The sequence below is a fragment of the Lacticaseibacillus parakribbianus genome (assembly GCF_025490915.1).
In the GTDB taxonomy this organism is placed as follows: domain Bacteria; phylum Bacillota; class Bacilli; order Lactobacillales; family Lactobacillaceae; genus Lacticaseibacillus; species Lacticaseibacillus parakribbianus.
This window is the reverse complement of sequence record NZ_JANQBA010000004.1, coordinates 81,466-93,934: the sequence shown is the minus strand read 5'-3', so window position 1 is coordinate 93,934 and position 12,469 is coordinate 81,466. Positions and strand designations below refer to the sequence as shown.

The following is a 12,469-nucleotide window of genomic DNA, read 5'->3' as shown; positions in this document are numbered from 1 at the left end:
GGGGGAAGTGCCATGCAAAGCTTCATCGATGCGTATTCGCAAGTTAACCTGCACTACCTCCTGGAGGGCCTGTGGGTCACCGTGGAGGTCTCCGTCACCTCCATCGTGTTCAGCTTCCTGATCGGGACGCTGCTGGGCATCGCCCGGTACGTCAACGTGCGGTTCTTCTCGGCCTTCGTCGGCTTCATCATCGACCTGATCCGGAACCTGCCGCTGCTCTTGATCCTCTTTTTCACCTACTTCGCGCTGCCGCGGATCGGCATTCGCCTGGGCGTGATTCCGGCGTCCATCGTCGCGATGAGCATTTTCGAATCCGCGATGCTGGCCGAAATCGTCCGGTCGGGCATCAATGCGGTGCCGACCGGCCAGATGGAGGCCGCTCGCAGCAACGGGATGTCTTACGTGCAGGCGATGCTTCATATCATCTTGCCGCAGGCGTTCAAGGCGATGATTCCGCCGATTGTCTCCCAGTTCATCTCGCTGGTCAAAGACACCAGCCTGGCGACCATCATCTTGCTGCCGGAGCTGACCTACCACGCCCAGATTATCTACGGGCAAGACGTCAACTACACCATTCCGATGTTCGTCGCGCTGGCCGTCCTGTACTTCGTGGTCAACTACGCGCTGTCGCTCGGGGCTCGGCTGATCAACCGCCGCCTGAACCACGCGTGATGGCATCGCTGCCCCTGGCCGCCTCGGCCGGGGGCATTTTTTTTGCCTAGACAGCAAAAAACCTCGCATGTGAGCTTGCACATGCGAGGCGGTTTGCGTCAGTGGTAGGGGTCCTCGGTAACGGCGGCCCAGCCGGCGCTTGCGTCAAGGGCAAGCGCAGCGGCCGCGTTGGTGATTACTGGGCGTCTTCTTGCAGGTACGGCCGCAACTGACCGGCCTGAATCGGGTTGACCACCGTCTTGATCTGGGTGCCATCTGCGGTGTAGTCGGTTGCAATCACGCCGGTTTCGCGGTTGATGAAGTCGACCAGGTTGCCCTTGGCGAAGGGGATCAGGTAGGTGTTGGTCTCGTTATCGGCGAAGACCTTGCCCTCGATTAGCTCGACCAGCTTGTTGAGCGACTTGGCATCTTTGGCGGAGTAGACGAACTGGTTGCCGTTGACCTCCGGGAACACCGTGTCGTCGCGCAGGTCGGCCTTGTTGAAGGCGTAGATCATCGGGATGTTTTCGATGCCGATGCTCGCAAGCGTTTTTTCGGTGACGGCCATCATGTCCTGGTAGTGCGGGTCGGCGTAATCGACCACCTGGATTAACAGGTCGGCGTTGGCCGCCTCGGCCAAGGTCGCCTTGAAGGAGTCGACCAGCTTGTGCGGGAGCTTCGAGACGAAGCCGACGGTGTCGGACAACAGGAACTTGCGGTGATCCGGCAGCGTGATCTGCCGCACCGAGGTGTCGAGCGTCGCGAACAGCATGTCTTTTTCAAAGACCTGCTTGGTTTCGGGGTGGTCGGCAAAAAGGTCGAGCAGGCCGTTCATCGTGGTGGACTTGCCGGCGTTGGTGTAGCCGACTAAGGCGACCACCGGCAGCTCGTTTTCCAGGCGCTTTTGGCGCCGCACTTCTTCGCCGATGTCGGCGTCCTTGAGCTCTTGGCGCAGCCGGGCGATGCGCTTGTTCAGCACCCGCTTGTCCATCTCGAGCTTACTTTCCCCGGCCCCGCGGTTGGCCAGGCCACCGCCGCCTTGCTGGTCCAGCTTGTTGGCGCTTGGGTGCAGCCGGGGCAGTGCGTATTGCAGCTGGGCGATTTCGACTTGGGTCTTGGCGGTCTTGCTTTGGGCGCGGTTGGCGAAAATCTCGAGGATCAGCTGGGTGCGGTCGATCACGTGCAGCTTGGTGACCTTCTCGATGTTGCGCAGCTGCGACGGGGATAGCTCGTCGTTGACCAGGATGGTGGTCGCGTCGAGGGCCCGGGCGAGCTCGGCGATTTCCTCGACCTTGCCGGTGCCGAAGTAAAAGCCCGCGGTCGAGCGGTCGAGGTTTTGGCGCGATTCGCCGACGACTTCGTAGTTGTTGGCCCGGGCGAGCTCGGCGAGCTCTTGCATCGTGTAGTCGAAGTTCTCCTGACCGCGCGAAATGCCGGTGGTGATTACTTTTTCTTGTGGTTGTTGTGTTTCAGTCATACAGTTCTCCTTTGGTGGTGGCGCCGCCGCGGCTTTTTGGGCACAAAAAAAGGAAGCCCAGTAGCTTCCTCTATTGACCGGACTGGTCCCGTAGATTCGACTCGCTGCAGTGGCGCACTAGGCGCAAGTTATCCAATTGTCTGGGTGGCCACTGTCTTCAAACGCATCGCGGATCGACTCCTTTCAATTTCTAGGATAAGTGTAACACACATCGGGCGCCGCGCCAAACGTTAGTGGCGGCGTTCGGCGGTCGCCCCTGCGCCGAGCTGAGGCGGCGACTGGATCGGGGCGTCGTCTGAGCGGCGTGAGCGAGGGGCGTCTGAACGGCGCAAGCGACACGGGCAGCATCGTGCGAGGCGGTGGCCTGACCGAGGCGTCGTCACGCGGGGCGACGCGTTGCGCAGGCGGTGGCGAGCCGCCGAGGGGTCGCCACCGGCGGGGCAGGGCTGCAGCAGTGGGGCGCGGTGAGCGGCACGGGCGGTGGCGGCAGGCGACACGGTGGCGATTGCCGGGGCGGGGGCTTGTTTTTTTCCCTGCATCGGGTACGATTGACCTAAATCGCAAGGGCTTTCAAATACGGAGGATGTCGTGGGTAAATTCAGGCAGCTGTTGCAGCGGTTTTTTTCGGGGGAGACCTTCGATTACCGCGCGGTGTTCGGGCTACTCGGGCCGGTGGTGGTCGATCAGTTCTTTCTGGTGTCGTTCAATTTTTTGAACACCGCCATGATCGCAAGCTCCGGGGCGGCGGCCATCAGCGCCGTCAACATGGTCGGCTCGGTCAACGTGTTTCTGATTCAGATCTTCGTCGCCGTCGGCCTCGGCGGCACGGTGCTGATCGCCCAGTACTTCGGGGCCGGCGAGCGCGGCCGGCTCGGCCACGTGGTCAACGGCACGATTTACGGCGCGGTGTTGACCGGGTTGGTGCTGGCCGTCGTGTTCGGGCTGCTGCACAACGGCATTCTCAGCGCGTTGTTCGGCGCCGCCAGCCCGGCGGTGATGCGAAACGCCAGGCTGTACATGCTCGGCGTCTTGTTCAGCTACCCCTTTGAGGCGCTGGTCGAAGGCACCAACGGTAGCCTGCGCGGCATCGGCCGCACCAAGAACTCGCTGCAGCTGTCGCTTGCGATGAACGTGATGTACCTGTGCTTCAACCTGATCACCATCACTTGGCTGCACCTGGGCGTGGTCGGCATGATCATCGCGTTGAACCTGTCGCGCTGGCTGGCGGCGGCCCTGGCGGTGTGGATGCTGGCGTCGCATCGCGACTTGTTCGCCTTGACCTGGCGGCTGATGCGGCGCGTCGACTGGCGCATGCTCCAAAAGGTGCTGGTGGTCTGCGTCCCCTTCGCGGCGGAAGGCGTGTTCTTCAACGGCGGCAAGATTCTGATTCAGATGATGATTGTGATGCTTGGCACCCAGGCCATCGTGACCAACGCGATTGTCGGCTCCTGGGCCCAGATGTCTGAGATCATCCCCAGCGCCTTGGGCACGGCCCTGGTGCCGATCGTCGGCCAGTGCGTCGGTCGCCACAACCTGAGGGACGCCCGCAAAATCACCAAGTCCTTCGTCGGCCTGGGCATCGGGGCCTTCGTGCTGGGCGATTCGCTCTTGCTGGCGCTGTTCAAGCCGGGCATTCGGCTGTTCTCGCCGACGCCGGCGATTCTGCCGGTGATCTTCTTATCTTATTGCATCTTTGTCGGGATGCACCTGCTGTTTTGGACCGTCAGCTTCGTGCTGCCCAACGCCTTGCGAGCGGCCGGCGACGGCAAGTTCACCACGATTGTGTCTTTGGCCTCGATGTGGGCCTTTCGCGTGGTCGGCGTCTACGTCTTCGCGGTTCGCATGGGCTACGGGGTCCCCGGGGTCTGCGCCATCATGGGCCTGGAGTGGGGCGTTCGCGGCGGCATCTTCATCCGGCGCTTTGCTGGCGACAAGTGGTACCAAAACAAGCTGATTTGAGTTTGGTATAATGGCGTTAATCTAATTGAAGGAGCTCCTTATGAAAATTTCCCGTTCCCAAGTTCTGCACCTTGCCGTGGGGGCGGCGGTGTTTCTGCTTGTCATCTTGTATCCGGCCCAGCTTTGGGCGGGGCTCAAAACCTTGTTGAGCGTGTTGACGCCGCTGGTGATCGGCGCAGCTTTGGCCTACTGCATGAACCTGATCGTGGTGCGGCTGGAAAAGGTGTTTTGGCCCCACGCTAAGGCCAAGGCCGCCCAGAAACTGCGGCGGCCGGCCGCCATCGTGGCCGCCATTGTGCTGACGGTGGTGATTTTGGCCGGCGTGTTGCGCCTGGTGGTGCCGCAGTTCATCGCGGCGCTTGACGGTTTTTTCACCAGTCTGCCCGAGACCTTGACCAAGCTCAACGACTGGCTGACCAAGTCCGATCAGGCGACGGCCTTGACCAAGAAGCTGGCAAGCGCCGACATCGACTGGACCAGCATTCAGACCAAGGTCACCAAGTACCTGTCAGCCGGCGTGTCCGGGCTGTTCTCCGGCTCGCTGTCTTTGGTCGGCTCCGTCTTCTCCGGGGTGGTCAACTTCATCTTGGCCTTCACCTTCGCCATCTACCTGGTGGCCGGCAAGGAAGGCATCGGCAGCCGACTGAACCGCGTCGGCGCCGCCTTTTTGCCGACCAAGTTCATGGCCAAGCTGCACTACCTGCTGCACGAAGCCGACCTGATGTTCTCGCGCTTCATCGTCGGGCAGGTCACCGAGGCCTTCATCCTCGGGACGCTGTGTACCCTGGGGATGCTGCTGTTTCGCTTCCCCAACGCCGGCTCGATCGGCGCGTTCATCGGCATGACGGCGCTGATTCCGATGCTCGGCGCCTACATCGGTGGGGCGATCGGCTTCGTCTTGATCGTCGTGGTCAGCCCCTTGAAGGCCGTGTTGTTCGTGGTTTACCTGGTGGTGCTGCAGCAGCTTGAGGGCAACCTGATCTACCCGCGGGTGGTCGGCGGCTCCATCGGCCTGCCGGGCATCGTGGTGTTGGCGGCCGTTACCATTGGCTCCGGACTCGGCGGCATCTTGGGGATGCTGCTCGGGGTGCCGCTGGCCGCGACGGCCTACCGCCTGATACGCAACGCAACTTGGCAAAAAGAGGGCCGGCCGCTCAGCGAGTGACCGGAGGAAGGACACCATGGCAACTTTGCAAAATGACCCGCTGACCGTGACCACGCAACACGCTATCATTCGCCTGCAGGCCGGGTCCCAGCCGCCGGTTGCGGGCAGCGTCAGCCTGTATCTGGCAGGTGCCACGCTGTTGGGCATCGACACCGCGGTCGCGGCGGCCACCCGCACGCTGATCATCGAACCGGCGGCGGACCTGCCGGCGCGTTACCTGGCGGCGGCGATTGCCGCTCAGGCCGGCGCGAAGGTGGCCTACGCGGCGCAGCCGGTGCCAGCCAACCTAGAGCGGCCGGCCGCCGCCCTGCTGGCGGCCCTGACGCCGGTGCTGACGCTGCTCGGGGTGGCGCTGACCCCGACGAAGCGGCGGCCGGCCAAGGCCCAGCACCGCTGGCGTAAGGCCGTGGCCACCGTGCCGTTCACCACGACCTTCGCCGGCACCCAGGCGACGGTTTACTGGCAGCGGCGCAACGAGATGCGCCTGCTCGCCGGGGCGCGGCTCAAGCCCGAGGCCGACCTGAACGCCGACGGCAGCCTGGGCTTTTCCGCCCGGTTTGCCGCGCAGCTGCGCGGCGAGCATCAGGCCGCCATCGGCCCGGACTTCGTCACCACCGAAGACGTGGTGCTCAAAAGCACCAACGAGGTCGGCTTGTTCCTGTACTTTGGCACCACCAACAGCTGGCTGCAGTTCGCGGATCCGGCCGGCCGGACGCTGGACGACTGGACCGTGGTGCGGTAGGCGAAAGTCAGGCCTCGCGCTTGCGCCTGACTGATTGCCTTGGCACCGGATCGGCGGCGGGTCAAGGTCGGTGCCAGATCGGGCGCGGGGTGGCATGACGGCCGCTCGTCTACTGAGATCTAAGCGACAGCACACAATACAGACGGTGAGCGTCGGTCGTGCGACGTGTCACCGAAGGAGGAACCCCATGCCTAACAAACCCCTGGCCGCTTACGAGGCCGACATTCCCAAGGTGGCCGCAATGCTTGCGGACCAGCCCGAGGCGCAGGCCTTTTTCAACGCCCTGACGCCGGGCTACCAGCGCGAATGGGCCCGGTACTTGTTCGGCGTGGCCAGCCCGGCCACCGCCTCGGCTCATCAGGCCAAGATGCTTGAGGTCTTCGCCGCCGGTTACAAGTCCAAACGGGCCTACGATTCGCGGCCCAAGTAGCCGCTTGGTCTTGATCACACAAAAACGTCGCAACCGACCGGTTGCGACGTTTTTTGGTGGTGGCGTGGTGGACTACAGGTCCTGGTTGACCACGCCGTTGCGGCCGTCCTTGGTGAAGTGGGCGATCAGCCACAGCAAGGCGCCGTCGACGATCACGATCAGCACCCAGCGCAATGCGCTGGCGAGGTGAACCAGCAGGTTGGTGTACATGCCGTAGCCGACCAGGCCGAGCAGGGCCAAGGCAACCACGATGGTGATGGCCCACCAGGTGCCGGGGCCAAAGGCGTTACCGCGCTGCTGGCGCTTGGCGATCCAAGGCATGGAAAAGCCCAGGGCGACCATGCCGATTGGCACCAGGATGTTCAGCGTCAGCATCAAGGCGAAGGTGTCTTCGTTGGCGTCGGTCGGGAAGAACCCGAGCACCGCCAAAAGGAAGGTGACCACCAGCATCCAGGTGCCGACGGCAAAGCCTAGCTTGTCGTTTTTGATGTAGGTGTAGTCCGGGGTCGGGTAGCGGTCCGAGTGCTTGCGAACCATCATGTAGGCCCAAAACAGGAACATCGTCGACAGCGGCGACACGATGCCGTTGAGGTTCAACAGCCAGTTGAAAATGTCGTTGATCTTCGGCAGCATCCCGCCCAGCGCCATGATCACGGCGCAGAGAATGGTGGTCAGCCAGTAGCCGTTGATCGGCAGGCCGTCGGAGTTCTTCTTGGTCAGCTGCCGCGGCATGAAGCGCTTGGCGACGTCGGACAAGAACACGCGCGTCGACGCGTCGAGGATCACCGCCAGCTGCGCCAGCATGTAGATGCCTTGCACGACGGCGAACAGGTACATCAAGGCGTTGCCCATCCCGAATTGCTGACCGATGGCCTGAAAGGCGTAGTAGGAGCCGTTCATTTTCAGGTCGTTGGGCAGGTGGTGGGCGTTAAAGTAGACCCCCAAAGAGAAGGTGCCGAGCAGCGTCAGGAACATCGTCATGATGGCGATCATCTTCAGGGCCTTGGGGAAGTCCTTGGCCGGGTGCTTCATGTCGGCGGTGTAAGGGGCCGCCAGCTCCGAGCCGTTCATCGCAAAGACGAATAGGCCGAACGTTGACAGGAAGGACAAGGAGAAGAAGTGCTTGGGCATGAACGCGCTGAACTTGAACGGGTGGGTGGCAATCGGGTTGCCATGCGCCAGGCCGGCGAAGGTCATCACGACGAACAGCACGGTCATGATGAACATCGCGCCGCCGCCGATGGTCGACATCCACTCAAGCGACTTGTTCTTGAAGAAGTGCTGAATCCAGATGAACAAGACGAAGACCACGGCGGTGAAAACGCCGAACCACGCGTTGCCCATGTGGCTTTGAATATCGCCGTTGCCGTTGGTGATCCAGCCGAAGCTGATGACCACCGAGTTGGCGACGTCGACGACGTAAGGCAGCCCGGTGATCCAGTAGAACCACGCGGCGTAGTAGCCGACGGTGTCGCCGTTGACCTGGCGCATCCAGCTTGTGATGCCGCCGCCTTGCTCGGAGAAGGTCGACCCCATGTGGGCGACGATTAGGTTGTAGGGAATGACATAGAAAATGGTCATCAAAACCCAGGACGTCACGGCGACGAGCCCTTGGTTCTGGAAGTTGTAAATAATATCGTCGAAACCGATCACGGTGACGAAATCCATCAGGCCGACAACGACCCAGGGAATGTATTGCTTTTGCTTTGTTTCGGGTTCCATGGTTACCTCCAAGTAGCGGCTGTGCAACAGGCAGCGGCCGGCCTGGAAGGTGCCTTGTTTCGCGTCATCGCGTCGTCCTCCTAGCGTCCAAAAAGTCCTTTGCTATTCTACCCGAGTTTGCAGGCCGACGAAAGCAGTTTTTCAGAAAAAATTTCTGACGCAAAAAGACCCGGCATCGGCCGGGTCGGGTTTGAATACGGAATCAGCGGTTCAGGATGGCCTCACCGATGCGGCGGTTACGCGCGTGCTCTGCGGCCGGCACCAGCATCCCGCCGGTGGCCCAGACGATGTGTGTCGCAGCGGCCAGCGGGAACTGGCGGCCCAGTGCCGGCTGCGCCATGCGCAGGGCCGCGAAGCCGGCGGTGGCGGAGGGCTCCAGAAACTGGTTTTCAGTCGCCATCATCTCGGCGGTGTAGGCCATGATGCGGTCGTCTGCGAACGTCGCGATGCCCCACAGCAGGGTCTTGAGCACCCTGCCGGCCAGCCGCGACGGCCGGCCGACCGCCAGCCCGTCGGCCTCGGTCAGCCCGTCCAGGCCGATGTCTTCGACCGCGATGCCGTCGTTCAGCCCGGTCGCCATGCCCAACACGACGGAAGGGACGTGCGTCGGTTCGGCGAAAACCGCGTGGACGTGCGGCCCAAGAATCGTCTTGAGGCCAAAGGTCGTGCCGCCGGGCGAGCCACCGACCCCGGCCGGCAGGTAGACGAACAGCGGGTGGTCCGCGTCGACTGGGATGTGCTGGTCGCGCAGCTGCTTTTGCAGGCGGATGGCCGCGACGCCGTAGCCCAAAAACAGGTCCTTGGAGCCTTCGTCGTCGATGAAAAAGGTGCGGGGGTCGGCCGCCGCCAGCTTGCGGCCGGCGGTGATCGCCTTGGTGAAGCTGCCCGGGTACTCGACCACCGTGACGCCGACTTGGCGCAGCAGCGTCTTTTTCCACTGCTTGGCGTCTTGGGACATGTGGACCGTGGTGCGAAAGCCCAGCTTGGCGGCCACGATGCCGATCGACAGACCGAGGTTGCCGGTCGACCCCACGGCGATGCCGTAGCGGCCGAACAGGGCCGTGAAGGCGGGGTCGGCGAGCTTGGCGTAGTCGTCGCCGTAGACCAAGTCGCCGTGCTGCATCGCCACTTGCTCGGCGATTTTGAGGACCTCGTAGATGCCGCCGCGCGACTTGATGGAGCCGGAAATCGGCAGCTCGTTGTCGGCCTTGAGGTACAAGGCGCCGGGCAGGGCATACCCCTCGCGAGCGGTCACGTGAGCCTGCATCGCGGCGATGCGGCGCAGCGGTGATTCTAGGATGCCCCCAGCCGCCGCGGTTTCCGGGAAGGCCTTGGCCATGTACGGGGCGAAGCGGTGCAGCCGCGCTTCGGCGTCGAACAGGTCGGCCGCCGTCAGCGCAAGCGTCGGATCGGGCTTGCCGTAGTCGGGGTTGACCCATAGGGTTTCGCGCTGCGCGGCCAGGTCGGCCACCACCGGGGCGGTTTGGATCAGTTGCTCGAGATTCATGTCGTCTCCTCCTGCCTCGCGAAAAAAAGTGGTGGTCGCAATTGCTGCGGCCACCACTAGTCTGGCGGGGAACTTTATTTCTGTCTGCAATATCATAAAACTTTTGAAGTCAGCAGGCAAGCCCGAGGGCCTAAGCGTTGGTTACGCCTGAACCCCGAGTCGACCGTGCTTGGTCACGCCGGCGACCAGCGCCAGGCCGGCGGCGATCAGGACAACGGTCAGCCCCCATTGGGCCAAGGCACCGCTGTGCGGCAGCAGGCGAATGAAGACGCCGTAAGCGACGGCGGCCACCACCCCGACGGCCAAGGCGGCGGTGATCACCCACCAGGCGGTCCGGCCGAAGGCGACGCCGTGGTTTTGCTGGCGCTTGGCCAGCCACGGCATCGTGAAGCCCAGGATGATCATCCCCACCGGCACGGCGATGTTCAAGATCAGCATCAGCGTGAAGGTCCGCGCGTTGGCGTCGGTCGGGAAGAACCCGAGCACCGCTAGCGCGAAGGTGACGGTAAACATCCACAGTCCGACGAGAAAGCCGAGCTTATCGGACTTGATGTAGGTGTAATCCGGCGTCGGGAAGCGGTCGGAGTGCCGCCTTGCGCCCATGAATGCCCAAAACAGGAAGCAGGTGGCAAATGGGCTGACGATGCCGTTGAGGTCCAAAAGCCAGTTGAAAATGTCGTTGATGCGCGGCAGCAGGCCACCCAGGGCCATGATGGTGCCGCAGATTGCGGTGGTCAGCCAGTAGCCGTTGATCGGCAGCCCATCGGCGTTCATCTTGGTCAACTGGCGCGGCAGGAACTTCTTGTTGGTATCAGATAGGAAGATGCGCGTCGACGCGTCCAAAAGAATCGCCAGCTGCGCCAAGTCGTACATCAGCTGCGTGGCGGTGAAGATGTACAAGAGCAGGTTACCGACCCCGAACTGGTGGCCGATCAGCTGAAAGGCGTAGTAGTTCCCGTTCATTTTCAGGTCGTGCGGCAGGTCGTTGGCGTTGAAGTAGACCCCCAAGGAGAACGTGCCGAACAGCGTGAGAAACATCGTCATGATCGCGATCATTTTCAGCGCCTTGGGGAAGTCCTTGGCGGGGTTCTTCATGTTCTTGGTGTAAGGCGCCGCAAGCTCCGCGCCGTTCATCGCAAAGACGAACAGGCCGAACGTCGACAAGAAGGACAGGGAGAAGAAGTGCTTGGGCATGAAGGCGTGCCAGTTGAACGGGTGCGTTGCGATTGGCCGGCCCTGGCTCAGGCCGACGAAGGTCATGATGACGAACAGCACCGTCATGCCAAACATCGCGATGCCGCCGATGGTGGACATCACCTCCAGCGACTTGTTCTTGAACAGGTGCTCCAGCCAGATGAAGGCGACGAACACGACGGCCGACAAAATGCCGAACCAGGCGTTGCCGACGTGGCTTTGGATGTGGCCGTTGCCAAACAGCAGCCAGCCGGCACTGATGATCACGGAGTTGGCGACGTCAACGACGTAGGGCAGCTCGGTGATCCAATAGAACCACCCGGCGAAGTAGCCGACGGTGTCGCCGTTGGTCTGGCGCATCCAGCTGGTGATGCCGCCGCCTTCCTCAGAGAAGGTCGACCCCAGATGCGCGACAATCAGGTTGTACGGAATGACGTAGAAAAAGGTCATGAGCACCCAGGTGAACAGGGCGACCAGCCCCTGGTTGCGGAAGTTATAAATAATGTCATCGAAGCCGATCACGGTGACGAAGTCCATCAAGCCGATGATGAACCACGGAATGTAGCGCGGCTGTTCTGAATCTGTTTTCAATTTTATCCCCTTACAAGCGGTGAGCGACAGGCGACGCTCACCGGCCCGGAGCCTTGTTTCGGAACATGGCGACCTCCAAGTGTAACGGTGATTATTCTATAAGAAAATTCGTCGAAGCGAAAGGTATTTGCAGAAAGTTTTGGCCGTCGGATGAAAAAAACATCGGTCCCGGGGCCGATTTGGCGGTGACAAAGGTGTAAGCCACTTGTTCGCGCATGGTGGCGCGAGCTGGGTTAAGATGGACTCACAGACAAATAATGGAGGCACAAAACATGCAGACTCAACCAGTGGTCGCCGTCGACGGCGTGACCAAGACATACGGCAAGGCCAATGAAAAGCAATACCAGGCCCTCAAAGGCGTGACCTTCGACGTGCAACCCGGCGAATTCGTCGGCATCATGGGGGCCAGCGGCTCGGGCAAAACCACGCTGCTCAACATTTTGTCGACGTTGGACCGGCCGACGTCGGGCCACGTCGCGATCAACGGCCAAGACGTCACCAAGCTGCGTGGCAACCGCCTGAGCGACTTTCGCGCCAAGCAGGTCGGCTTCATCTTCCAGGACTTTAACCTGTTGGAGAACCTGACCGCCAGAGAGAACATCGCCCTGCCGATGGCGCTGCAAAACGCCAGCGCCAAGGCGCAGCAGGCCGCCGTCGCCAAAATCGCAACGACCTTGGGCATCGCCGCGGTGCTCGATCACTACCCGACGGAGCTGTCCGGCGGCCAAAAGCAGCGCGTCGCCGCCGCCCGGGCCCTAGTTCAAGAACCCGCCATCCTGTTTGGCGACGAGCCGACCGGGGCCTTGGACTCCCAGTCGGCCCGGGACCTCCTGGACACGATGCAGCAGCTCAACCAAAAGCAGGGCGTGTCGATCCTCTTGGTGACCCACGACCCGTTTTCGGCGAACTACGCCAGCCGCATCCTGTTCATCAAAGACGGGCAGGTCGGCACCGAGCTGCGCCACGCCGGCAAGACTCAGGAGGCCTTTTACCAGGAGATCCTGACGACGCTCGGCACGTTCCAGAAGTAG

General features: G+C 62.1%; 10 protein-coding genes. 6 read left to right on the top strand and 4 right to left on the bottom strand.

What is annotated here, in order from left to right:
• The first annotated feature begins 12 nt into the window (after positions 1-12).
• Positions 13-672 carry an amino acid ABC transporter permease gene (locus NUH19_RS05010; RefSeq protein WP_262315457.1) on the top strand — a complete coding sequence of 220 codons (660 nt, stop codon included), beginning with the start codon at positions 13-15 and terminating at the stop codon, positions 670-672.
• Between the two features lie 175 nt (positions 673-847).
• Here the strand turns inward: NUH19_RS05010 and hflX are convergent, their stop codons facing one another.
• A complete protein-coding gene (gene hflX, locus NUH19_RS05005; RefSeq protein WP_262315456.1) occupies positions 848-2,128 on the bottom strand; it encodes a GTPase HflX in 1,281 nt (426 codons plus the stop codon).
• Positions 2,129-2,716: 588 nt separating this feature from the next.
• Between hflX and NUH19_RS05000 the strand changes: the two genes are divergently transcribed.
• From NUH19_RS05000 to NUH19_RS04985, 4 genes are all read left to right on the top strand, one after another.
• Positions 2,717-4,087, top strand: coding sequence for an MATE family efflux transporter (locus NUH19_RS05000; RefSeq protein WP_262315455.1), 1,371 nt, complete (start codon positions 2,717-2,719; stop codon positions 4,085-4,087).
• A gap of 40 nt (positions 4,088-4,127) precedes the next feature.
• Entirely contained in the window at positions 4,128-5,252 is a 1,125-nt protein-coding gene (locus NUH19_RS04995; RefSeq protein WP_262315454.1) for an AI-2E family transporter, read from the top strand.
• A gap of 16 nt (positions 5,253-5,268) precedes the next feature.
• Positions 5,269-5,994, top strand: coding sequence for a hypothetical protein (locus NUH19_RS04990; RefSeq protein ID WP_262315453.1), 726 nt, complete (start codon positions 5,269-5,271; stop codon positions 5,992-5,994).
• A gap of 187 nt (positions 5,995-6,181) precedes the next feature.
• Positions 6,182-6,424 carry a YdeI/OmpD-associated family protein gene (locus NUH19_RS04985; RefSeq protein ID WP_262315452.1) on the top strand — a complete coding sequence of 81 codons (243 nt, stop codon included), beginning with the start codon at positions 6,182-6,184 and terminating at the stop codon, positions 6,422-6,424.
• Positions 6,425-6,496: 72 nt separating this feature from the next.
• On the opposite strand, the gene NUH19_RS04980 is transcribed toward NUH19_RS04985, so the two are convergent.
• The 3 genes from NUH19_RS04980 to NUH19_RS04970 form a co-directional block, all read right to left on the bottom strand.
• Entirely contained in the window at positions 6,497-8,146 is a 1,650-nt protein-coding gene (locus NUH19_RS04980; RefSeq protein WP_262315451.1) for an APC family permease, read from the bottom strand.
• Positions 8,147-8,348: 202 nt separating this feature from the next.
• Positions 8,349-9,653 carry a D-serine ammonia-lyase gene (locus NUH19_RS04975; protein WP_262315450.1) on the bottom strand — a complete coding sequence of 435 codons (1,305 nt, stop codon included), beginning with the start codon at positions 9,651-9,653 and terminating at the stop codon, positions 8,349-8,351.
• Between the two features lie 141 nt (positions 9,654-9,794).
• Positions 9,795-11,384: an APC family permease gene (locus NUH19_RS04970; protein ID WP_420844669.1), complete on the bottom strand. Its 1,590-nt coding sequence runs from the start codon at positions 11,382-11,384 to the stop codon at positions 9,795-9,797.
• Positions 11,385-11,710: 326 nt separating this feature from the next.
• On the opposite strand from NUH19_RS04970, the gene NUH19_RS04965 reads away from it, so the two are divergent.
• Positions 11,711-12,469, top strand: coding sequence for an ABC transporter ATP-binding protein (locus tag NUH19_RS04965; RefSeq protein WP_262315448.1), 759 nt, complete (start codon positions 11,711-11,713; stop codon positions 12,467-12,469).